Below are 20,725 nucleotides of genomic sequence, written 5' to 3'. Positions count from 1 at the left end.
GGGCGTATGATGATCTATCGGTTTTCGTGTTTCGAGTTCGACACGGAGCGGCGGGAGTTGCTGCGGGCGGGGGCGCGCGCGGCGATCCAGCCGAGGGCGATGGACCTTCTCGCCTATCTGCTGCGGAACGCCGACCGGGTCGTGACCAAGCGGGAGCTGCTGGATGCGTTCTGGCCCCCGAACGTCTCCGAAGCCGCGCTCCAGACGACGATGAGCCATCTCCGCCGGGTCCTCGGCGCCGAGGGGCGGGGGGCGATCAGGACCCATCACGGCCTCGGCTTCCGCTTCGCGGGGGATGTCTCGGTCGCAGAGGGCGCGGAAGAGGGCGGCGCGGAGCCGGCCTCCGCGGCCCTGATCGTGCGGGAGCGGCGGCTCGTCGCCGCGCTCTGCGTCAAGGTCGAGGGCGGCGCGTCCGACGAGAGCGGCCTCGCGGCCTTCCTGGCGGAGGCGCGGCGGATCGTGGAGCGGCAGGAGGGCGCCCTCTCGCGGATGCTGCTGGACGGGTTCACGGCGACCTTCGGGCTCGCCCCCTCGCTCGAAGACGGCGCGCGGCGGGCGCTCTATTGCGCCGCGGCCTTGCAGGACGCCGCTCCGGGCGGCGCGGCCTCGCTCAGGTTCGGCGTCGATGTCGGCGCGATGACCTTGAGCGAAGCGGATGAGGGCGACGTCTGGGCGCCCCCGACCGGGCTCGAGCGCGGCGCGGCCGCCCTCGCCGGAGGGGCGGAGCCCGGTCGGATCCTCGTGAGCGAGGCGGCGCGGCTCCAGCTCGGCGACGAGGCGGAATGCGCCCCGGCGCCTATGGGCCATGTCGTCCTGTCGCGGCCCCGGCCAAGGGCCGGCATCCCCGCCCGCCCGTTCAAGCGGATCACCGCCTTCGTGGGCCGGGGCGCGGAAATCGCCTTCCTTTCCGCGGCGCTGGAGCGGATGCTCGGCGGCGGCGGGCGGGCCGTCGCCCTGTCCGGGCCGGCCGGAATCGGAAAGTCCCGCCTCGTCGCCGAATTCGCCGCCGGCCTTCCCGCGCAGGGCGTGCGCAGCGTCATCGTCAACTGCCTGCCGGGGCTCGTGAACTCGCCGCTCGCGCCGGTCCGCGCGCTATGCCTGGCGCTGAACCCGGCCGGCCCGCCCCTCGTCGCGGCGGATGCGGCGGACGAAGCGCTCCTCCATGAGCTGTTCAGCGACGCCGCGACGACGGCCGCCGCGCTGCAGGCCCTGTCGGACCGGGAGCGGCGGCGGCGGAGCGCGGTGCTGGTGGAGCGCATATTGGAGCGGGCGACGGCGGATGGCCCGCTCGTCGTCGTCTTCGAGGACACGCACTGGATCGACGCCTCCTCCCGCTCCTGCCTCTCGCGACTGGTGGCGCGGGGCGAGCCATGGCGCCTTCTCCTCGTCCTGACGACGCGCCCGACCGCGGCGCCCGATCTCTGCGAGGCGATCCTCCATCTCCCGACGCTGGACCGGGAGGACAGCCTGCGCCTGCTGCGGGAGAGCGCGGCCGGCGCGGCCTTCGACGGCGCCGCGGAGGACGCGATGCTGCGCCGCGCCGCGGGGAACCCGTTCTGCATCGAGGAGCTCGCCCTCGCGGCGCAGGCCGGCGCGGACCCGGCGCGCAACCTGCCGGACTCCGTGCAGGCCGTGAGCGCGGCGCGGATCGGCGCGCTCCCGCCCGGGCTGCGCGCGGCGGCGTTCGTCGCCGCCGTCATGGGCGAGCGCGTCACGCCCGCCTTCGCGGGGCCCGTGCTCGGGCGGGAGGCGGCGGAGACGGCGCGCGACTTCGAACATCTCGCGCAGGCCGGGTTTCTGACGGATGACGGCGAGGGATTCGGGTTCCGCCATATCCTGATCCAGGAAGCCGCCTACGCGATGATCGCCGATGCGGACCGCCGGGCGCTCCATGCCGAAATCGCCCGGCGCCTCGAAGCGGCGCAGACGCGGCCCGAGACGCTCGCATGGCATCATCAGGAGGCGGGGGACGCGGCGCGCGCCGTTCAGTGCTGGTCCGCCGCCTGCCGCGCGGCGATCGGGCGCTCGGCGCACCGGGAGGCCGCCGCCTTCGCTGCGGCGGGGCTCGCGCTGATCGACGCCGGGGACCCCGGGATGGCGGCGGCGGAGCTGCGCCTGCGCCTTGCGCAGACGCTGGCGCTGATCGCCTTGCGCGGCTTCGGCGCGGCGGAGGTGGGCGAGTCGCTCGACCGCGCGCGGGCGCTCAACCGCACGGTCGGCTCGGCCGACGCCAGCGTCCGGATCGGCGTCGGCCTCTGGGTGCATTCCTGGGTGCGGGGCGAGCTCGAAGCCTCGCGCGCTCATGCGGGCCGCCTCCTCCGCATGGCGGGTAAGGCGAAAAGCGCCGCGCTGAGCCTTCAGGCGCATTCGGCCATGGGCTCCGTCCTCATCCATCTCGGCCGGCTCGAAGAGGGGCTCGGCCATCTGGAGACCGGGCTCGGCTTCCTCGGCGGCTGGGCGCCGGATTCCGCTCCGGCGCAGAACGCCGCCGTCACCTGCGCCGCCTACGCCGCCTGGGGCGCCAGCCTCGTCGGCCGTTCCGAAGAGGCCGCTTCGTTTCGCCGGTCCGCGGAGGCGCTGGCCGCCGCCTCTCCCAATCCCTTCGCGGAGGCGATCGGCGCCGCGCTCTGCGCCGAGCATCTCCTGTTCGAGGATGACCCGGAAGGATGTCTCCGCCTCGCGGAGCGGACGGCGCGCCTGGGGGAGGAGCATGGCTTCGCGTTCTGGCTCGGCACCGGTCTCGTCCTCGGCGGATGGGCGAAAAGCCGGCTGGGCGATGCGGACGAGGCGCTCGGCGGGATCGAACGCGGCCTCGAGATCTTCGCGGCGACGGGGGCGGGCGTTCAGATGGCGAACTGGCGCGGATTGCAGGCGGAAGCGCTCCTCTCCGCCGGCCGCCACGAGGCCGGCCTCGCCGCCGCGGGCGAGGCGCTCGAACGGGCGGAGACGACGGGGGACCGGTTCTTCGCGCCGCGCGTCCATGCGACGGCGGCGCTCCTCGAACGCGGCCTCGGCGCCGTCGACCGCGCCAGGGCGCATGAGCGCGAGGGCGCCGCCCTCGCCGCCCGCTTCGGGATGTCCGCGCGGATGCTCCGTGCGCCGTCGGCGGCGCTCACGCGACCGGTCGTCGGCGCGGCCCGGCGGGAGTGAAGGCCATTCCCCCCACCCCCGGCGGGCCGGCGAGTTCCGGCTCGCAGCGCCGTGCGCTCAGGCCGTCCGGGCCCGGCGCCCGATCCGCATGGCGAGCGCGATGAGGACGACCGTGGCGCCCAGCGCCGCGGCCAGCCAGACATAGCCGGTCGCGTCGTCGTGGCTCACGGCGAAGTCGATGAAGGCCCCGGCGCCGCCGGCGAAGAGGCCGGTGATGAGGACGCTGGCGAGCTGCGCCATGAGCTCTCCCGCCGGGGTCTCGCCGGGCCGGTCGGGGAAGATGACGCGGAACAGGATGAACATCGCCGCGCCTGCGGCGAAGAGGACGACGCCGATGATGGCGCTCATGACGATCTCCGAAGCGGGCCGAGAGAGCCGCGGCGCCTTCGCCGCGCGAACCTGCCCATGCCGCCGAAAATACGCTCGCCCGCGCGCCGCGCAACGGGGAGATGCGCGGTTTCGGTCAAGAAAAACTTGATTGACCGGCCCGCCCCGAAAACGAAGGCGCCCGGCTTCCGGCCGGGCGCCTCGCAGTCTCGTCGGCGGGGCTCAGGCCGCCTTCTTGCCGTCCAGCGCCTCGTCCACCCGGCGCGCGGCCTTCGATTCGTCGAGCCGCTCGACGGCCGCAACCTCGCGCGTCAGCCGCTCCAGCGCCGCCTCGTAGAGCTGGCGCTCGGAATAGGATTGCTCGGGCTGGTCCTCCGCCCGGTGCAGGTCGCGCACCACTTCGGCGATGGAGATGAGGTCCCCGGAATTGATCTTCTGCTCGTATTCCTGTGCGCGGCGGGACCACATGGCGCGCTTCACCCGCGCGCGGCCCTTCAGCGTCTCAAGCGCCTTGGCGACGAGATCGGGGGAGGAAAGGGTCCTCATCCCGACCGAATTCGCCTTGGCCGTCGGCACGCGAAGGGTCATCTTCTCCTTCTCGAACGAGATGACGAAGAGTTCGAGCCGCACGCCCGCGATCTCCTGCTCCTCGATGGACATGATCCGGCCGACGCCATGCGCCGGATAGACCACGTAGTCGTTCGCCCGGAAATCGCCCTTCGTCTTCGTGCTTGTCATTTTCGCTGTTCCCGTCCGCTTTCTCTTGCGCCTGCGCCCTGAGGCGCAGCGAAGGCCATCCCCCCATCCCGCTCGGATGAAGATGATCGCCGGTGACCAGATTGCGCCAACTCCCGCCGAACGCTGCGCGCAGCATCCCGGCGCCGAAGGGGGCGCGCTTGTCACATATATATAGCAGAAAAAACGCCCCTTCGCTACTCCCGCGTTTCAGGCGGGGGCGGCGGAGGCGGGCGGAAGCCCCTTGCGGCGCTGGTTCGGGCGGTTGACGCCGCGCGGGGCCGCTCAGTCGCCGGAGCCCGGCGCCTCGGAAAAGTATTTCTCGAACTTGCCCGATTCGCCGTCATGTTTCTCGGCTTCCGGGTCCGGCTCCTTCTTGATCGTGATGTTCGGCCAGAGCGAGGCGAATTTCGTGTTGACGTCGAGCCATTGTTCGAGCCCCGGCTCCGTATCGGGCCGGATCGCGTCCGCCGGGCATTCCGGTTCGCAGACCCCGCAATCGATGCACTCGTCCGGATGGATGACGAGCATGTTCTCGCCCTCGTAGAAGCAGTCGACGGGGCAGACTTCCACGCAGTCGGTGTATTTGCATTTGATGCAGTTGTCGGTGACGATGTAGGTCATCCGGTCCTTCCTTGCCCCGTCCGTCCCGGCGCGCGCGCCGAAAGGCGACATAGACCGCCGCGCCCGCGGGAGCAAGGCGGGCTCAGCCCTCCGCCCCGGCTTCGAGATCCTCGTAGAGCAGCGCCGCCTCCGGCGCCGGCCCGCGCCTCTCCCCGAGCGCGAGAACGCGGACGACGCGGACGTCGCCCGCCTGGCGGAAGGTCAGCACGTCCCCGGGGCGGACGAGCTGATGCGCCTTCTGCGAACGCTCGCCATTGAGGCGGAACCCCGCCTCGGCCGACTTGGCGGCGCCGCTTCGCGCCTTGAAGAACCGCGCGCGCCAGAGCCACTTGTCCACCCTGAGCGCGGCTTCCGGCGTCTCCGCTCCCGCCAAGTCAGCGCTTCAGCTGGCTGAGGATGGCGAAGGGGCTGTCCGGGTCCGGCGCCTTCTCGGGGCGCCGGGGCTTCTCCGCCGCTTGCGCCGCTTCGGGCTTCGGCCCGCGCTTCTTCCCGTCCTTCGGCCCGCGCCCGCCGCCGCCCTCCGCCGCATCGCCGCGGCGCTTCTCCCCGCGCGGCTTGCCGCCCTCGCGGCGGTTCCGCCCCTCGCCGGGCGCGCCCTCGCGCGCCTCCCGCCGCTGATGGCGGGGGGGGCGGCGGGCGATGGTGAAAGTGTAGAACACCTCCGTCTCCACCGTCGCCGGATCGGCGGCCGCCTCCGCCGCGATCTCGGGTCCGGGCTCCGGTGCGGGCTCCTGTTCGGGTCCGGGCTCCGGTTCGGGGGCCGGCTCCGCCGGAGCCTCCTGCGCCGGCGCCGCCTCCGCGCCGGCCGGCTCCACGCCCGGCGCAGCCCCCGCGGGCGCATCGCCCGCCGCATTCGACCCGGGCGCATCGCCCGCCGCATTCGACCCGGGCGCATCGCCCGCCGCATTCGACCCGGGCGCATCGCCCGCCGCCTTCGCCTCGGGCGCGCGCGCCCCTTTCGGCCGCTCCCCGCGCTGCGCGTCGTAGCCGAGCCCGCCCATCAGGTCCGCGAACTGCTCCAGCGTCAGCCCGGTGATGGAGAGCATCTCCGCCGCCGCCTCGAAGCCCGCCCGCGCGTCCCGGTCCCGCAGGAGGTCCGCCAGCCGCTCCAGCATGTCGATGCGGATCGCCCGCGCCCCCGCGAGCCGGTAGCCCGAACGGATCCAGAAGCCGGCCGGCGCCCCCTCGACCTTCGGGATCGTGACGAGGCCGGGCGGCGGCGCGGAGGGGATCTCGTCCAGCCGCTCCTTCAACCCCCAGAGCACGAGGCGCATCCGCGTCGGCGCCGGCTTCAGGAGGAGCGGCATGAACACCGAATGCTGTCCGAACCGCACGCCATGCCGGCGGAGCGCCGCGCGCCCCTCCTGGTCGAGCGCCTTCACGTCCTCCGCGATGGGGCGCCGCTCCAGCACGCCGAGCCCCTCGACGAGCTGGAAGGCGAGCCCCTTCGCCATGCCCTTCAGCGCCTCGTCGTCCCGCATCGCGACGAGCGGGGCGAAGAGCGCGGCCACCCGGCGCGTCACCCAGTGGCCGAGCCGCCGCTCGATCTTCTGGATCACCGACGGGTCGAGCGATTCTTCCGCAAAGGCGCGGACCGTGGGGGTAAGCACGTCCGCCCCCGGCTCAAGCCGCCCCACGGCGACCTCGCCCCAGATCAGGCCGCCCTGTTCGGTCAGCTCGATCTCGCCGTCCGGCGCGTTGTAGAACCGGTCCGCCCGGTGGGCGAACCAGCCCTGGAGCGCGCCGAGCGCGGCCGCCTGCAGGCGCCGCCGCTCCTCGGGCGCAGCGCCGGGATCGGGCGTGAAGCGGAAACCCTCGACCCGCCCCAGATGTTCACCCTCGGCCGTCACCGCGCCGGTCTCGTCCACTTCCGCCACCAGGCTCTCCCTGTCCTTCAACCGCCGCATCAGGACCGAAGTCCGACGATCCACGAACTCGCGCGTGAGCGCGAGATGCAGCGCATCCGAGAGCCGGTCCTCCACCTCGCGGGCGCGGCCGCGCCATTCCGAGGGGTCGGCGAGCCAGCCGCCGCGATTCGCCACATAGGACCATGTGCGCATATGCGCGAGCCGGCGGGAAAGCGCGTCGATCCCGCCTTCCGTCCGGTCCAGCCGCGCGATTTCGCCCGCGATCCAGTCGGAGGGTATAGCGCCCTCCGGCGAGAGGAGGAACCGGTAAATCCGCGCGATGAGCCGCGCATGCTCCGCGGCGGAAACCTTCCGGAAGTCGGGGATCTGGCAAACGTCCCAGAGCCGCCTCACCGCCGCGCCGCCGCGCGTCATCTCCCGTATCTCCGGGTCGAGCCAGAGTTCGCGGAGCGCGAGGAGGTCATCCGCCTCCCGCGCCCTCCGCAGGCCGGGCCGCGGGGCGGGCGCCTCCAGCGAGGCGATGAGCGCGGGCGCCGTGCCGAATTCGAGCGCGGCGTTCCGCCATTCGAGCGGGCCGGCGGGGGCGAAGCTGTGCGTCGTCACCTGTTCCAGCACGTCGTCGGAGAAGGGCGCGGCCTCCCCCGTCACGCCGAAGGTGCCGTCCGCGCGGTGCCGCCCGGCGCGCCCGGCGATCTGTGCGATTTCCGACGGCGTGAGCGGGCGGGGGCGCCGTCCGTCGAACTTCACCGTCCCCGCGAAGGCGACATGGGAAAGGTCGAGGTTGAGCCCCATGCCGATCGCGTCCGTCGCCACCAGATGCTCGACATCGCCGTTCTGGTAGAGCGCGACCTGCGCGTTCCGCGTGCGGGGGGAGAGCGCGCCCATCACCACCGCCGCCCCGCCCTTCCGGCGGCGGAGAAGCTCCGCGATGCCATAGACCTGGTCGGCGGAGAAGGCGACGATGGCTGAACGGGGCGGCAGGCGGCTGATCTTCCGCTCCCCGGCCCAGCTCAGCGTGGAGAGCCGGGGGCGGGTGACGATCTTCGCGCCGGGCAGGAGCTGCGCGATTCGCCCGCGCATCGTCTCGGAACCCAGGAACAGCGTCTCCTTCCGCCCGCGGGCGCGGAGCAGCCGGTCGGTGAAGACATGCCCGCGGTCCGGGTCGGCGCAAAGCTGGATCTCGTCCACCGCGATGAAGTCCGCGCCCCAGTCCAGCGGCATCGCCTCCACGGTGCAGATATAGAACTGCGCCGCTTTCGGCGTGATCTTCTCCTCCCCCGTCAGCAACGCCACGGAGCCCGGGCCGCGCATCGCCGCGACCCGGTCATAGACCTCGCGCGCGAGAAGCCGGAGCGGGAAGCCCATGATTCCGGATGTGTGGGAGAGCATCCGCTCGACCGCATGGTGCGTCTTGCCGGTGTTCGTCGGTCCGAGCACGGCGAGAACGCTGGCGTTCCGGCCCGTGTCGAAGAGGGGCGCCGCGGGCCCCCCCGCGGGGCCCCCTCGGGGCCCAGGCTCGGCGAAGTCGTCCATCCGGGTCTCCGGCGAGGGGAATCAGAGGTCGCGGCCGTCCACTTCGGGCGCAAGGCGCCGCACGGCCTCCTTCGCGCGGGGGAGCGCGGGATAGAGCCGCTCCACCTCGCGCCAGGCGGCCATTGCGGCCTGCTTGCGTTCGACCTTTTCGAGGATCATGGCGAAGCCGACGAGGGCGGAGAAATGCCGCGGCTCCAGCGCCAGCGCGCGCTCGATCTCGACCGCCGCGCGCCCGTAATCCTCCTGCAGATAGGCGAGCGTCGCCGCCGCGTTCCAGCCCTCGGCGAAATCGGGGGCGAGGCGCGTGAGGGCGGAGACATGCATCCGCGCCCGGTCGTATTTCTTCTCGGTCAGCGCCTTGCGCGCCCGCTCCAGCAGGAAGTCCATGCTGTCCGAGCCGGATTTCGCCCAGAGCCGCCGGATGTCCTCCGCGATGGCCTCGGCCGCCTTCTCCTCTTCCGTCGCGGCGAGTTCGAGGAAGAGCCGGTCGAGCGCCTCTTCCCGCGTCTCCGTCTCGGGAGCGGGGGCGAGGGCGGGCGAAAGCTCCTCCGGCGCCGCCGCGGGCTGGGCCGAGGCCGCCCCGAAAGCGAGGCAGAGGAGAGCGGCATAGGCGGCGGGGCGGATTGCAACCTGGACCATGTTGGGGATGATGGGGCGCGGCCCCCACTATGGCAAGGGCCGAAGCGAGGACGGATGACGGGGAGAGAGATGCTGAAGCCCGGCCTTCCCTCCGCGCCGCGGCGCCGCCGATGAGCGCGCCCGCGCCGCTCTACTGCCAGCTCGCCGAGGCGCCGGAGCATGGCCGCGCCTTCTGGCTCCGCGCGGGCCGCCGCCGCATCCGCGCCGCGGTCTGGGAAGGGTCGGGCAGGGGGGTCGCCCTCATCTTCCAGGGGCGGAGCGAATATATCGAGAAATACGGCCGCGTCGTCTCCGCCCTCGTCGGGCGCGGCTTCGCCGTCGCGACGCTGGACTGGCGCGGGCAGGGCCTCTCCGACCGCGCGCTCGAAGATCCGCTGAAGGGCCATGTCGGCGAGTTCGCCGCCTATCAGCGCGATGTGGACGCCTTCCTCGCCTTGCCCGAGATCGCCGGGCTGCCGGGGCCGCGCGTCCTCTTCTGCCATTCGATGGGCGGCTGCATCGGGATGCGGGCGCTGCTGGATGAGCGGGTGAGCCCCGTCGCCACGGTGATGTCCGCCCCGATGCTGGGGATCGAGATGACGCCCATGCTCCGCTTCGCCGCGGAGACGATGGTCGCGCTCTCCCGCCGCTTCGGGTTCGAGAGCGCCTATGCGCCCGCGCCGAATGCGAAGCAGCCCTATGTCCTCTCGCAACCGTTCGAGGGCAACCTGCTGACGGGGGACCGGGAGCATTTCGAATGGTTCGTCAAGCATCTGGAGGCGGAGCCGGGCTTCGCGCTCGCCGGGCCGACGCTGCGCTGGCTCGGCTCCGCGCTGGAGGAGACGGAGGCGCTCGCCATGGCCATTCCGCCCGGCGGTCCGATGCTGGTCGGGCTCGGGGGGGAGGAGAAGGTGGTCTCCGCGGAGACGGTCCGCGCCTTCGTCGCGCGCGCGCCGGATTGCCGGCTCATCGAGTTCCCCCATGCCCGGCACGAGCTCTTCGTGGAGACGGAGGCGGTCCGCGCGCGCCTCTGGCGGCGGATCGACCGCTTCTTCCGCGAGGTCGGGATTTGAGGAGCCGCCGCGCCGGGGCGCGCCGGCGGAACTTTCTCCGGAATCCGGAAGTCATAACAGAATCAGTGGCATGACCCCCTTGCACAGCCTGTGCGCACACGCCCCGGGATGACCCCGCCGCCCGAATCCGCCCTCGCCCATCCCGGCTGGCGCGTCGTCGCCGGGTGCTTCGTCATGGCGCTCTGCGCCTGGGGCTGGGGCTTTTACGGCCATTCCGTCTATGTGGCGGAGCTGACGCGGATCATGGGCTGGTCCACCGGCTTCGTCTCCGGCGCGACGACGCTCTATTCCCTGATCGGCGCGGCGGCGATCGTCTGGGTCGGCGACCTCGTCGCGCGGCTCGGGCCGCGCCGCTTCGTGCTGCTCGGGGCCGCGCTCCTCTCCCTCTCGGTCTGGATGCTCGGCGGGATCGAGACGAAGGCGGAGCTTCTCCTCGCCTATCTCGTGATGACGGGCGGCTGGGCCTGCCTTTCCGGCGCCGCGGTCTCCACCCTGATCGGCCTCTGGTTCGACCGGCGGCGCGGCCTCGCGCTCAGCCTCGCGATGAACGGGGCGAGCGCGGCGGGGGTGATCGTCGCGCCCGCGCTCGTCGCCGCGATCCACGCCTGGGGGTTCGAGGCGGCGCTGCGCGGCTCCGCCCTCGTGATCCTCGCCGCGCTCGTCCTCGTCGCCCTCTTCGCGATGGGGCCGCCGCCGGTCGACCCCGCCGCGGCGGCGGCGCGGGCCGCGCCGCAGGGCAGGGGGCGCGTGCTCCGCTCCCGCGCCTTCTGGGCGGTCTCCGCGCCCTTCTGCGTCGCGCTCTTCGTGCAGGCGGCGGTGCTCGTGCATCTCGTCGCCTGGCTCGCGCCGCGCCTCGGGTCGCAGGGCGCCGCCTTCGCGCTGACGGCGGCGACCGGCGCGGCGATCCTCGGCCGCTTCGCCTTCGGCGCGGTGGTGGACCGGATCGACCAGCGCCGCGCCGCCGCGCTCTCCATGCTCTCCCAGGCGGCGGCGCTCGTCCTGATGCTGGCGACGCCTTCCGACGCCGCGCTCTATGCCGGCGCGGCGATCTACGGCTTTTCGGTCGGCAATCTCATCACCCTGCCGTCGCTGATCGTGCAGCGGGAGTTCCCGGCCGGCGACTTCGCCCGCGTCGTCGGCCTCGCCACGGCGACGCAGCAATTCGCCTACGCCTTCGGGCCCGGCGCGGTCGGCCTCTTCCGCGACGCGGCGGGGGGCTATGGCTGGCCGCTCTCGCTCCTCGTCGGGCTTGAGGTCGCGGCGGCGGCGATGGTCGTCCTGCTCCGCCCGCCCCGTCAGGCCGCGTAGGGCGCGAGGAGGGCGAGCGCTTCCGCGTGGATCTCCGGCGATCCGGCGGCCAGCACCTGCCCGCCGGCATCCGCCGGCCCGCCGCGCCAGTCCGTCACGATCCCGCCCGCCGCCTCGATCACCGCGATGGGCGCCTGCACGTCATAGGGTTGCAGCCCCGCCTCGATCACGAGGTCGACCTGCCCGAGCGCCAGCAGCGCATAGCCGTAGCAGTCGAGCCCGTAGCGCGTCAGCCGCGCCCGCCCGCTGACGGCGCGGAAGCCCTCGCGCTCCCGCTCCGTCCCGATCTCGGGGAAGGTGGAAAGGAGCGTCGCCTCCCGCAGCGAGACGCCCCGCCGCGCGCGAAGCGGGCGCGTCTCCGCCCCCCGCCGCCACTCCGCCCGCCCGAAGCCGCCGGCGAACCGCTCGCCGGTGAAGGGCTGGTCGATCAGGCCGAAGACCGGCCGCGCCCCGTCATGCAGCGCGACGAGAACGCCGAAGACGGGCGCCCCGCAAAGGAAGGCGCGCGTGCCGTCGATCGGGTCGAGCACCCAGGTCAGCCCGCTGGTTCCCGCCTTCGCCGCCTCCTCCTCGCCGAGGATGGCGTCAAGCGGGCGAAGCCGGGCGAGCGCGGCGCGCATCGCCGCCTCCGCCTCCCGGTCCGCCAGCGTCACCGGGTCGAAGCCGGCGGCGGCCTTGTTCTCCGCTTCGAGGCCAGGGCTGCGAAACCGGCGCAGGATGGGCTCCCGCGCCGCGTCCGCCGCCGCATGGGCCGCGCCGATCAGGCTCTCGATCTCGTCTTCGCGCATGAAAAAGGTCCGGCCGCCCCCGCGCCGGACCTTCCTTCAGCCGCGCCGCGCGGTCAACCGCGCGGCATGGTTTTCGCCTCAGGCGGCGTCCGAGAGGACGCGGGCGAGTTCGAACAGCCGGCGGCGCTGCGCCTCCGGGATCGCGTAATAGGAGCGCACGAGTTCGAGCGCCTCCTTGTCGGCGAGGAGGTCGCCCTGCGCGCCGCGCCGGCTGGCCTCGGCCTCCTCCGTCAGCGCCTCCGCGCCTTCGAGCCCCTCGAAGAAGAAGGAGATCGGCACGTCGAGCGCCGCCGCGATGTCCCAGAGCCGGGAGGCGGAGATGCGGTTCATCCCCGTCTCGTACTTCTGGATCTGCTGGAACTTGATCCCCACCTTCTCGCCGAGCTGCTGCTGGGTCATCCCCACCATCCAGCGGCGATGCCGCGCGCGCATACCGACATGAACGTCAACAGGGTGCTTCATTGTCACGATCTCCCACAAGTGATCTCACCTGAGGGTTGATATGCAAGCCTTGTGCCAAAACCTGCGCGTGCTCGCCCCTGATGCGCGAAACTTCGCGCGGGCGCCCTAATGGGTTGCAGAGCCGCGCGAAATTATCTGAGGCGCGCGCGCCCCGCCCATATCGCGTGAAAGGCGAGTGAAGGCGGCGCGCGCAATTTTCGCGAAATTCGCAGATTGCAAAGCGTTTTGCGACGCGGTTCGCTCAGGCCTTCGCGTTTCGCAACTCACGCTTGCGCTCATGCGGGTCGAGCAACCGCTTTCGCAACCGAAGGTGGCCGGGGGTCACCTCCAGCAATTCGTCGTCGCCGATATAGGCGATGGCCTGTTCGAGGCTCATGCGGAGCGGCGTCGTCAGCACTACGGCCTCGTCCTTGCCCGCGGCGCGAATGTTGGTGAGCTGCTTCCCCTTCAGCGGGTTGACCTCAAGGTCGCCGGGCCGGGAATTCTCCCCGATGATCATGCCCTCATAGATGGCCTCGCCGGCCCCGATGAAGAGCTTGCCCCGATCCTCCAGGTTGAAGAGCGCATAGGCGACGGACTTGCCGTCCTGCATCGAGATCAGCACGCCGTTCCGCCGGCCGGGGATCGGGCCCTTGTGCGGCGCCCAGGAATGGAAGAGCCGCGCCATCACGCCCGCGCCGCGCGTGTCGGTCAGGAACTCGCCGTGATAGCCGATCAGCCCGCGCGAGGGGGCGTGGGCGATGATCCGGGTCTTGCCGCCGCCGCCGGGCCGCATCTCCCGGATTTCCGCCTTGCGCTGGGTCATCTTCTCGATCACCGCGCCGGCGTATTCCTCGTCCACGTCGATGGTGACTTCCTCGATCGGCTCCAGCCGCTCGCCGCCCTCCTCGCGGAAGAGGACGCGGGGGCGGGAGATCGAAAGCTCGAATCCCTCGCGCCGCATCGTCTCGATGAGGACGCCCATCTGCAATTCGCCCCGCCCGGCGACCTCATAGGCGTCGCCCTCAGCCGTCGGCGAGACGCGGAGCGCGACATTGCCCTCCGCCTCCCGCATCAGCCGGTCGCGGATGACGCGGGACTGGACCTTGTCCCCGTCCCGGCCCGCCAGCGGGCTGTCGTTGACCCCGAAGGTGACGGAGATGGTCGGCGGGTCGATCGGGCGGGAGGCGATGGGCGCCTTCACCTCCGGCGCGGCCAGCGTGTCCGCCACGGTCGGCTTCGACATGCCGGAAAGCGCCACGATGTCCCCCGCCTCGGCGCGGTCCACCGGCACGCGCTTCAGGCCCCGGAAGCCGAGCACCTTGGAGACGCGGAAGCGCTCGATCTCCGCCCCGTCGCGGCTGATGGCGCGGATCGCGTCGCCGGGGGAGACGGCGCCCTGCTCGATCCGCCCCGTAAGAAGCCGCCCGAGGAAGGCGTCCGCCTCCAGCGTCGTCGCCAGCATGGCGAAGGGCTCGCCCTCCCGGCCGATCTGCGCCGGCGCGGGCACATGCTTCATCACCGTCTCGAAGAGCGGCGCGAGGCTGTCCCTCGGCCCGTCCAGCGCCAGGTCCGCCCAGCCGTTGCGGCCGGAGGCGTAGAGCACGGGAAAGTCGAGCTGCCCCTCGTCCGCGTCGAGCGCGACGAAGAGGTCGAACACCTCGTCCAGCGCCCGGTCCGGCTCCGCCTCAGGCTTGTCCACCTTGTTGAGGCAGACGATGGGCCGCAGGCCGAGGGCGAGCGCCTTCGACGTCACGAATTTCGTCTGCGGCATCGGCCCTTCAGCCGCGTCCACCAGCAGCACCACGCCGTCCACCATCGAGAGGATGCGCTCCACCTCGCCGCCGAAATCGGCGTGGCCGGGCGTGTCCACGATGTTGATGCGCGCGCCCTGCCACTCGACGGAGGTGCACTTGGCGAGGATCGTGATCCCCCGCTCGCGCTCCAGGTCGTTCGAATCCATGGCGCGCTCGTCCATCGCCTGATTGGCGCGGACGGCGCCGGACTGCTTCAAGAGCTCGTCCACAAGCGTCGTCTTGCCATGGTCGACATGCGCGATGATGGCGATATTCCTGAGCTCCATGCGGGCCCGCTCCTCTTTCCGGTCGCGCGCCCTCTAGGGCGCCCGGCGCGATTTGGCGAGGGGCGAATGGGCGCGGGGCCTCAGGCGGGGGCGATCCGCGTCCGGGCGTTGCTGCGGCGCAGCACCGCGTCGAGGGAAAGCGGGCCGGCCCCCTTCACGACGAGGAGGGCGAGAAGGAAGATCCAGAGCGCCCGCTGGTCCATGATCGCCGCCCCCGGCAGCCGGTCGAAGAGGGCGCCCACCGTCGCCGCGTCGGCGCCGTGGAAGGCGATGTCGACATAGCTCTGCACGATGACGAAGCCGATCATCCCGAGCGCGGCGAGGCGGGTCAGGAGCCCGAGAACGATCAGGAGCGGCAGCAGAAACTCCGCATAGGTCCCCGCCGCGACGATCAGGCCCCAGGGGATCGTCGCGATCTGCGAACTGTCATAGCCCGCCGCCTCCATCTGCGCCGGCAGGATCTGGACATAGGCGCCGTCCGAGATCGTGAAGAAGCCGGCGAGCCCGTCCCCCACCTTCGTCAGCGCGCTGTTCCAGTAATAGCCGAACAGCACCGCGGCGAAGACGAGCCGCGCCGCCGTGCCCGCGAACCAGCCGCCGAGCGCGGATTCGACCGCGCGGAAGAGGGCGTCATGCGCCGCGCGAAGGGTTGCGAACAGGGTCATCGTTCACTCCTCGATTTCTGCGATCATTCCGGTTTCGAAGGCCCGCGCGAGTTCGGCCGAAAGGTCGAACGCGCCCGCGGCCGCGCGCTCCGCCATCTCGCCCAGCGTCTCGCCCGCCAGCAGCGCGGAGACCAGCGCCGCCTCGCCCGGTTCCGCGATGCGGACCGCCACCTCCGCGCCGGGGCGCGAGACGATCGCCGTCTCGGCGCGCGCCGGATCGACGGCGGGGGCCCCACGCCCGGTGGACGCTTCCCAGAGGCTCACGGCGGGATGGCGCGAAGCGACGAGGCGGAGCGCGGGATGAGGGCGGAGCCGCGCGCCTTCCGCCCGCCCGGGCGCAAGCGCGGCGAGCCGCGCGCCGGAAAGGGGCTCCGCCTCCGCTTCGTGGAAGGCTTCGAGCCATGCCCGCTCCAGCCGCGCGACATCCCCGATCCAGGGCAGGCCGCCCGCCGGCGGGAAGGCTTCGATCCAGTCCGCAAACGCCTCCCCGTAAAGCAGCATCACCGGGCTCCGCGGCGGGAAGGCGCGAACGTGGAGCGCGGCTGCGGCGTCGAAGAAGGCCTCGCCCGTCAGCGCCCGCACCGCCGGATAGGCCGCGCCGAGCGCCGCGACGAGCCCGGCGACGACATTGTTGCGATGCACGGCGAAGCGCGCGCCGCCGGGGGCGCGCGCCGCGGGGTCGAGCAGGGCGGCGGCCATCGCCGCCTCGGTCTCAGCCGGCGAGCGCATGGGGCCGCGCCGCCTCCATGATCCGCTCCGCCGCCTCCGCCTCGGCGAGCAGCACGTCGAGGGCGGGGATATCCGCATCCCATTCGATCAGCGTCGGCAGCGGGCCGCTCCGCGTGAGGGCGCGGGCGTAGAGCGACCAGACCGCCTCGCCCACCGCGCGGTCATGCGCGTCGATCAGCAGCCTCTCGCCGTCCGGCCCCGTCTCCACCGCATGGCCGGCGAGATGGACCTCCCCCACGCGGTCGAGCGGGAAGGCGTCGAGCCAGGCCTCCGCGTCGAAGCCGCGATTGGCGGCGGAGACGACGACGTTGTTGATATCGAGGAGGAGCCCGCATCCGGTCCGCCGCGCGACCTCGCGCAGGAACTCGGTCTCGCCCATCGTCGCGCCTTCGAGATCGACATAGGCGGAGGGGTTTTCGAGAAGGAGGGGAACGCCGAGCGCCTCCTGCGCCTCGTCCACATGGTCCGCCACGCGGGCGAGCGTCGCCTCCGTGTAGGGCAGCGGCAGGAGGTCGTTGAAGAACACGCCCTCATGCGTGGACCAGGCGAGATGCTCGGAAAACCGCGCCGGCGCATGGCGTTCGACGAGGGCGCGCAGCCGCGCCAGATGCGCCCTGTCGAGCCGCCCCTCCCCGCCGATGGAGAGCCCGACGCCGTGCAGCGAAAGCGGCCAGCGCTCGCGGATCGCGGAGAGCATCCGGTGCGGCGGCCCGCCCGCGCCCATGTAGTTCTCGGCATGGACCTCGAAGAAGCCCACATCCGGCTCCGCCGCCATGATGGCGGCGAAATGCTCGGGCTTGAAGGAGACGCCCGCGCGGCGCGGCAATCCGGTCATCTGTCCCTCCCGGCGGCCCCGGGCGCCGCGCGGCGCCCGGGGCATGGCTCTCTCAGGCCTGCGGCAGGTCCCGCTCCAGCGGCTCCAGCGAGCCCTTCCGGCCCTCCGGCAGCTGGAACCCGGCGGATTGCTCGACGCCGTATTTCAGGCAGTCGCCGGCGGGCACGAGGGTCCAGGCGTCGCCCTGCCAGTCCACCGTCGAGGTGCCGGCGCAGGTCGTGCCGGGGCCGGCGGCGCAGTCGTTCTTGCCTGCGAGGGAGACGCCGTAGCACTTCTCCTTCGCCTGCGCCTCCGCAGGCGTCACGTGAGAGACGGCGGAGACGGCGGCGGCGAGCGCGGCCGCGGCGGCGAGGCTGGTTCCTGTCTTCATCTGGTCTTCTCCCTTCGGTCGGTCAGTTGGTCAGCGGCGCGGTTCCGGCCGGCAGTTCCGGCACGGGGCGGGCGGAGGCTTCCTTCGCCTCGATGCCGGGCCAGTTGGCCTCGGAGGCGGTCAGGTTGCCGGCGATGTCCGCCTCCCACATCTCCGCGACGGATTTCTGGAGGTTGAGGTAGAGCTTGCCGTCGACGATCCGCCAGAGCTGCGGGTCGCCCGGCACCTTGCCGCCCCTGGCGACGCCGAAGGCGCAATGCCCGTCATATTGCGGGGCGAAGGCCGCCGGGTCGGCGAGGAAGCGGTCGCGGTTCGCCTCGCTGGCGAAGGCGAACTGCGCGCCGTTGTATTCCGCGGTGATCGAGGCCTTGCCCGGCGTCGGGGCGGGCTGCTGGCCGCCGACCGGGGCCTGTTCCTTGTCGAAATAGGCGACGACGTCATAGCCGGAGGCGGCGAAGCCGCTCGCGTCGAGATATTGCGGCCCGGCGAAGGCGGCGCCCGCCATGCCGAGGATCAGCGCGCCGGCGGCGGCGAGGTTGCGGAAGGTCGAACCCATCTTGGACTCCTTTGTCGTTGCGGCGAGACGTCTGCCGCAATGCTCCCTCTTCGCGGCGGCCCGGCCCTTCGTTACGCCGCTGACGCGCGGCTCACGCGCACGTGAGATGCCGGCCGCGCGCGTTGACGGCGCGCCCTGCGCCGCCCAGCTTCGGGCCATGGAGCACGAGGGCGCAGGAGCCGGGGACGCGGCGCTGCGGGAGCGGCGCTGGTCCTCCTTGATGAACGCCGCGCGGGCGGGGGACAGGGCGGCCTATGCGCGCCTCCTCGCGGAGGTCGCGGAGGCGCTGCGCCCGCCGATCCGGGCGCGGCTCGCGCGGCTCGGCTTCGACGCCGCCCATGCCGAGGATGCGCTGCAGGAAACGCTGATCGCCCTCCACGAAAAGGGCGGCACATGGGACGGGCGGCGCCCGATCACCCCCTGGATCCGCGCCATCGCCCGGCACAAGGCGCTCGACCTCGCGCGGAGGCTCGGCCGCGCCCGCGCACGGACGGCGGACGCGCCGGTGGAGGACTGGGCGGAGCGCATCGCGGCGGAGGAAGCCGCGGCGCCGGCGCCGGCGGAGGCCGCGCATCTCGTCGCCGCCCTGCCGCGGCGGGAGCGCGGCGTCGTCTCCGCGCTCGGCCTCGAAGGGCTCGACGTCGCCGCCGCCGCGGCGCGGCTGGGCATGAGCGAGGGCGCGGTGCGCGTCGCCTTCCATCGCGGCCTCGCCCGCCTCCGGGCGCGGGCGGAGCGGGCGTGATGCGGACGGAGGACCTGATCCGCCGGCTGTCCGACGGGCCGCCGCGGCGCGGCGCGAATCTCGAGCGGCGCCTCGGCGCGGCCTTCGTCGCGGCGGGGGCGGGCGCGGCGCTTGTCGCCGGGCTTCTCTACGGGCTGCGGCCCGATCTCCTCGCCTCGGCCGCCGGCGGGGCCGGGATCGTGAAATTCGCCTGCGGCGCCGCGCTCGGCCTCGCCGGATGGCGGCTCGCCTGCCGCCTCTCCCGCCCCGGCCTTTCCGCCTTCTGCCCGGTCGCCGCGGCGCTCTTCGCCTTCGCCGCCGCCGCCGCGCTCGCCGGGCTCGGCCTTGAAGGCTTCGCCAGGGCGCCGGCCTTCGGGCTCGGCCTTGCGCTGGACTGCGCGCTGCCGATCCTCGCGCTCTCCGCCCCGGCGCTCGCCCTCGGCCTCGCCGCGCTCCGGTCCGGCGCGCCGACCCGCCCGGCTCTCGCGGGCGCCGCCACCGGCCTCGCCGCCGGCGCCGCGGGCGCGCTCGCCTTCGCGCCGACCTGCCCGGCGGGCGACCCGCTCTTCGTCCTCGTCTCCTACGGCTCCGCCCTCGCCGCGATGACCGCGCTCGGCGCGCTCGCGGCGCCGCGCGCGCTCAGGTGGTGAGGGAGGGGAGCGGAGCCGGCAAGGCGGCCGTCATTCCCACTCGATCGTTCCCGGCGGCTTCGAGGTGATGTCGTAGGTGACGCGGTTGATCCCCGTCACCTCGTTGATGATCCGCGTCGCCGTCTCGCCGAGGAAGTCGTGCGTGAACGGGTAGTAATCCGCCGTCATCCCGTCCACCGAGGTCACGGCGCGGAGCGCGCAGGCGTAGTCGTAGGTCCGCCCGTCCCCCATCACGCCGACCGTCCTCACCGGCAGGAGCGCGACGAAGGCCTGCCAGATCTCGTCATAGAGCCCGTGCCGCCGGATCTGGTCGATGAAGACGGCGTCCGCCCGGCGGAGGATCGCCAGCTTCTCCTCCGTCACCTCGCCGGGGCAGCGGATGGCGAGGCCGGGGCCGGGGAAGGGGTGCCGGCCGACGAAGCTTTCGGGGAGCCCCAGCTCCCGCCCGAGCGCGCGCACCTCGTCCTTGAAGAGCTCGCGCAGCGGCTCCACCAGCTTCATGTCCATCTTCTCCGGCAGGCCGCCGACATTGTGATGGCTCTTGATGGTGACGGAGGGGCCGCCGGAAAAGCTGACGCTCTCGATCACGTCCGGATAGAGCGTGCCCTGGGCGAGGAACTTCGCCCCGCCGACCGATTTCGCGTGATGGTCGAAGACATCGATGAAGAGCCGCCCGATCGTCTTCCGCTTCGTCTCCGGGTCCGTCACGCCCTTGAGCGCGCCGAGGAAGCGCGGCCCCTCGTCCGCGTGGATCAGCGGGATGTTGTAATGGTCGCGGAACATGGAGACGACCTGGTCCGCCTCCCCCTCCCGCATCAGCCCGGTATCGACAAAGACGCAGGTCAGCCGGTCCCCGATCGCCTCGTGGATCAGCACGGCGGCGACGGAGGAATCGACGCCCCCCGAAAGCCCGCAGAGCACCCGCTCGTCCCCCACCTGCGCGCGGATCGCCTCGATCGCCTGCTCGCGATAGGCGGCCATCGTCCAGTCCCCCGTGAAGCCGGCGAGCTTCACGAAATTGGCGTAGAGCCGCCCGCCCATCGGCGTGTGATGCACCTCGGGGTGGAACTGCACGGCGTAGAACCGCCGCGCCGGGTCCGCCACGATGGCGAAGGGCGCATTGGGGGAGGCGCCGAAGACCTCGAAACCCGGCGCGATCTCCGCCACATGGTCGCCGTGGCTCATCCAGACCTGTTCGCGCCCCGCCTCGAACCAGCCGTCGAGGAGGTCGAGCGCGCCCCGCTTCTCCACATAGGCGCGGCCGAATTCCGCCGTGCCCTGGCCGCGCTCCACCCGCCCGCCGAGCATCTGCATCATCGCCTGCTGGCCGTAGCAGATGCCGAGGACGGGGACGCCGAGCGCGAAGACGCGCTCCGGCGGGCGCGGGCTCCCCTCGTCGATCACCGAGGCGGGGCCGCCCGAGAGGATCACCGCCTTCGGCGCGAAAGCGTCGAGGAAGGAATCGTCCACCCGGTTGAACGGGTGGATCTCGCAATAGACGTTCAGCTCCCTCAGGCGCCGCGCGATGAGCTGCGTGACCTGGCTGCCGAAGTCGATGATGAGGAGGCGGTCATGGGCGGGCGCTGTCATGTGCGGGGAATAGGCGCGGGGCCGGATTCGCGCAAGCGGGGGAGGGCCTTCATGCAGCGCG

The 20,725-nt window shown here is 72.6% G+C and carries 20 protein-coding genes; 5 read left to right on the top strand and 15 right to left on the bottom strand.

What is annotated here, in order from left to right:
* Positions 1–9: 9 nt before the first annotated feature.
* A complete protein-coding gene (locus ACE37J_RS22110) occupies positions 10–3,150 on the top strand; it encodes an ATP-binding protein (RefSeq protein WP_409716168.1) in 3,141 nt (1,046 codons plus the stop codon).
* A 57-nt stretch (positions 3,151–3,207) separates the two neighbouring features.
* Here the strand turns inward: ACE37J_RS22110 and ACE37J_RS22105 are convergent, their stop codons facing one another.
* The 6 genes from ACE37J_RS22105 to ACE37J_RS22080 all read right to left on the bottom strand — a co-directional run bounded on the left by ACE37J_RS22105 (position 3,208) and on the right by ACE37J_RS22080 (position 8,876).
* Positions 3,208–3,498 (bottom strand): hypothetical protein, encoded by a 291-nt coding sequence (locus ACE37J_RS22105; protein ID WP_409716166.1) that lies wholly within the window; start codon positions 3,496–3,498, stop codon positions 3,208–3,210.
* Between the two features lie 201 nt (positions 3,499–3,699).
* Positions 3,700–4,215 (bottom strand): CarD family transcriptional regulator, encoded by a 516-nt coding sequence (locus tag ACE37J_RS22100; protein WP_409716163.1) that lies wholly within the window; start codon positions 4,213–4,215, stop codon positions 3,700–3,702.
* A gap of 282 nt (positions 4,216–4,497) precedes the next feature.
* The gene (gene fdxA, locus ACE37J_RS22095; RefSeq protein ID WP_409716161.1) at positions 4,498–4,836 is read right to left on the bottom strand and encodes a ferredoxin FdxA; all 339 of its coding nucleotides are present in this window, start codon (positions 4,834–4,836) and stop codon (positions 4,498–4,500) included.
* Positions 4,837–4,918: 82 nt separating this feature from the next.
* Positions 4,919–5,209, bottom strand: a complete 291-nt coding sequence (locus tag ACE37J_RS22090; RefSeq protein ID WP_409716157.1) for an RNA-binding S4 domain-containing protein — start codon at positions 5,207–5,209, stop codon at positions 4,919–4,921.
* Between the two features lies 1 nt (position 5,210).
* A complete protein-coding gene (locus ACE37J_RS22085) occupies positions 5,211–8,093 on the bottom strand; it encodes a helicase-related protein (RefSeq protein ID WP_409716205.1) in 2,883 nt (960 codons plus the stop codon).
* Between the two features lie 165 nt (positions 8,094–8,258).
* Positions 8,259–8,876 (bottom strand): hypothetical protein, encoded by a 618-nt coding sequence (locus ACE37J_RS22080; protein ID WP_409716155.1) that lies wholly within the window; start codon positions 8,874–8,876, stop codon positions 8,259–8,261.
* Positions 8,877–8,986: 110 nt separating this feature from the next.
* On the opposite strand from ACE37J_RS22080, the gene ACE37J_RS22075 reads away from it, so the two are divergent.
* Entirely contained in the window at positions 8,987–9,928 is a 942-nt protein-coding gene (locus tag ACE37J_RS22075) for an alpha/beta fold hydrolase (RefSeq protein ID WP_409716152.1), read from the top strand.
* 108 nt (positions 9,929–10,036) lie between these two features.
* Complete coding sequence (locus tag ACE37J_RS22070; protein ID WP_409716149.1) at positions 10,037–11,236, top strand: MFS transporter; 1,200 nt, start codon at positions 10,037–10,039, stop codon at positions 11,234–11,236.
* Here the strand turns inward: ACE37J_RS22070 and ACE37J_RS22065 are convergent.
* The 8 genes from ACE37J_RS22065 to ACE37J_RS22030 form a co-directional block, all read right to left on the bottom strand.
* Positions 11,224–12,024 carry an inositol monophosphatase family protein gene (locus tag ACE37J_RS22065; protein WP_409716146.1) on the bottom strand — a complete coding sequence of 267 codons (801 nt, stop codon included), beginning with the start codon at positions 12,022–12,024 and terminating at the stop codon, positions 11,224–11,226. The genes ACE37J_RS22070 and ACE37J_RS22065 overlap by 13 nt on opposite strands.
* Positions 12,025–12,102: 78 nt before the next feature.
* Positions 12,103–12,486 carry a helix-turn-helix domain-containing protein gene (locus ACE37J_RS22060; RefSeq protein WP_409716143.1) on the bottom strand — a complete coding sequence of 128 codons (384 nt, stop codon included), beginning with the start codon at positions 12,484–12,486 and terminating at the stop codon, positions 12,103–12,105.
* Between the two features lie 241 nt (positions 12,487–12,727).
* On the bottom strand, positions 12,728–14,548 hold the full coding sequence (typA, locus tag ACE37J_RS22055) for a translational GTPase TypA (RefSeq protein WP_409716140.1): 1,821 nt from the start codon (positions 14,546–14,548) through the stop codon (positions 12,728–12,730).
* Positions 14,549–14,628: 80 nt separating this feature from the next.
* Entirely contained in the window at positions 14,629–15,213 is a 585-nt protein-coding gene (locus ACE37J_RS22050) for a DoxX family membrane protein (protein WP_409716137.1), read from the bottom strand.
* A gap of 3 nt (positions 15,214–15,216) precedes the next feature.
* Entirely contained in the window at positions 15,217–15,942 is a 726-nt protein-coding gene (locus tag ACE37J_RS22045) for a putative DNA-binding domain-containing protein (protein ID WP_409716134.1), read from the bottom strand.
* Positions 15,926–16,777 (bottom strand): DUF692 domain-containing protein, encoded by an 852-nt coding sequence (locus tag ACE37J_RS22040; protein ID WP_409716131.1) that lies wholly within the window; start codon positions 16,775–16,777, stop codon positions 15,926–15,928. The genes ACE37J_RS22045 and ACE37J_RS22040 overlap by 17 nt, the downstream gene beginning before the upstream one ends.
* 52 nt (positions 16,778–16,829) lie before the next feature.
* Positions 16,830–17,147, bottom strand: coding sequence for a DUF2282 domain-containing protein (locus tag ACE37J_RS22035; RefSeq protein WP_409716128.1), 318 nt, complete (start codon positions 17,145–17,147; stop codon positions 16,830–16,832).
* 22 nt (positions 17,148–17,169) lie between these two features.
* The gene (locus tag ACE37J_RS22030) at positions 17,170–17,703 is read right to left on the bottom strand and encodes a YHS domain-containing (seleno)protein (RefSeq protein WP_409716125.1); all 534 of its coding nucleotides are present in this window, start codon (positions 17,701–17,703) and stop codon (positions 17,170–17,172) included.
* 157 nt (positions 17,704–17,860) lie between these two features.
* On the opposite strand from ACE37J_RS22030, the gene ACE37J_RS22025 reads away from it, so the two are divergent.
* Together ACE37J_RS22025 and ACE37J_RS22020 are read left to right on the top strand one after the other, a co-directional pair.
* Complete coding sequence (locus tag ACE37J_RS22025) at positions 17,861–18,445, top strand: sigma-70 family RNA polymerase sigma factor (protein WP_409716122.1); 585 nt, start codon at positions 17,861–17,863, stop codon at positions 18,443–18,445.
* A complete protein-coding gene (locus ACE37J_RS22020) occupies positions 18,445–19,074 on the top strand; it encodes an NrsF family protein (RefSeq protein WP_409716119.1) in 630 nt (209 codons plus the stop codon). Before ACE37J_RS22025 ends, ACE37J_RS22020 begins: the two co-directional genes overlap by 1 nt.
* 30 nt (positions 19,075–19,104) lie before the next feature.
* On the opposite strand, the gene guaA is transcribed toward ACE37J_RS22020, so the two are convergent.
* A complete protein-coding gene (gene guaA, locus ACE37J_RS22015) occupies positions 19,105–20,664 on the bottom strand; it encodes a glutamine-hydrolyzing GMP synthase (protein WP_409716116.1) in 1,560 nt (519 codons plus the stop codon).
* Positions 20,665–20,725 lie beyond the last annotated feature (61 nt).

It is taken from the genome of Pikeienuella sp. (genome assembly GCF_046290545.1).
In the GTDB taxonomy this organism is placed as follows: domain Bacteria; phylum Pseudomonadota; class Alphaproteobacteria; order Rhodobacterales; family Rhodobacteraceae; genus Pikeienuella.
Note: the sequence above shows the minus strand (reverse complement) of the source record. Positions and strands in the feature narration are given on the sequence as shown.

Excerpts from the sequence above, each read along its gene's own strand:
- ACE37J_RS22110 (WP_409716168.1), top strand. The coding sequence starts at position 10 with ATGATCTATCGGTTTTCGTGTTTCGAGTTCGACACGGAGCGGCGGGAG.
- ACE37J_RS22105 (WP_409716166.1), bottom strand. The coding sequence starts at position 3,498 with ATGAGCGCCATCATCGGCGTCGTCCTCTTCGCCGCAGGCGCGGCGATG.
- ACE37J_RS22100 (WP_409716163.1), bottom strand. The coding sequence starts at position 4,215 with ATGACAAGCACGAAGACGAAGGGCGATTTCCGGGCGAACGACTACGTG.
- fdxA (WP_409716161.1), bottom strand. The coding sequence starts at position 4,836 with ATGACCTACATCGTCACCGACAACTGCATCAAATGCAAATACACCGAC.
- ACE37J_RS22085 (WP_409716205.1), bottom strand. The coding sequence starts at position 8,093 with ATGCTCTCCCACACATCCGGAATCATGGGCTTCCCGCTCCGGCTTCTC.
- ACE37J_RS22080 (WP_409716155.1), bottom strand. The coding sequence starts at position 8,876 with ATGGTCCAGGTTGCAATCCGCCCCGCCGCCTATGCCGCTCTCCTCTGC.
- ACE37J_RS22075 (WP_409716152.1), top strand. The coding sequence starts at position 8,987 with ATGAGCGCGCCCGCGCCGCTCTACTGCCAGCTCGCCGAGGCGCCGGAG.
- ACE37J_RS22070 (WP_409716149.1), top strand. The coding sequence starts at position 10,037 with ATGACCCCGCCGCCCGAATCCGCCCTCGCCCATCCCGGCTGGCGCGTC.
- ACE37J_RS22065 (WP_409716146.1), bottom strand. The coding sequence starts at position 12,024 with ATGCGCGAAGACGAGATCGAGAGCCTGATCGGCGCGGCCCATGCGGCG.
- ACE37J_RS22060 (WP_409716143.1), bottom strand. The coding sequence starts at position 12,486 with ATGAAGCACCCTGTTGACGTTCATGTCGGTATGCGCGCGCGGCATCGC.
- typA (WP_409716140.1), bottom strand. The coding sequence starts at position 14,548 with ATGGAGCTCAGGAATATCGCCATCATCGCGCATGTCGACCATGGCAAG.
- ACE37J_RS22050 (WP_409716137.1), bottom strand. The coding sequence starts at position 15,213 with ATGACCCTGTTCGCAACCCTTCGCGCGGCGCATGACGCCCTCTTCCGC.
- ACE37J_RS22045 (WP_409716134.1), bottom strand. The coding sequence starts at position 15,942 with ATGCGCTCGCCGGCTGAGACCGAGGCGGCGATGGCCGCCGCCCTGCTC.
- ACE37J_RS22040 (WP_409716131.1), bottom strand. The coding sequence starts at position 16,777 with ATGACCGGATTGCCGCGCCGCGCGGGCGTCTCCTTCAAGCCCGAGCAT.
- ACE37J_RS22035 (WP_409716128.1), bottom strand. The coding sequence starts at position 17,147 with ATGAAGACAGGAACCAGCCTCGCCGCCGCGGCCGCGCTCGCCGCCGCC.
- ACE37J_RS22030 (WP_409716125.1), bottom strand. The coding sequence starts at position 17,703 with ATGGGTTCGACCTTCCGCAACCTCGCCGCCGCCGGCGCGCTGATCCTC.
- ACE37J_RS22025 (WP_409716122.1), top strand. The coding sequence starts at position 17,861 with ATGGAGCACGAGGGCGCAGGAGCCGGGGACGCGGCGCTGCGGGAGCGG.
- ACE37J_RS22020 (WP_409716119.1), top strand. The coding sequence starts at position 18,445 with ATGCGGACGGAGGACCTGATCCGCCGGCTGTCCGACGGGCCGCCGCGG.
- guaA (WP_409716116.1), bottom strand. The coding sequence starts at position 20,664 with ATGACAGCGCCCGCCCATGACCGCCTCCTCATCATCGACTTCGGCAGC.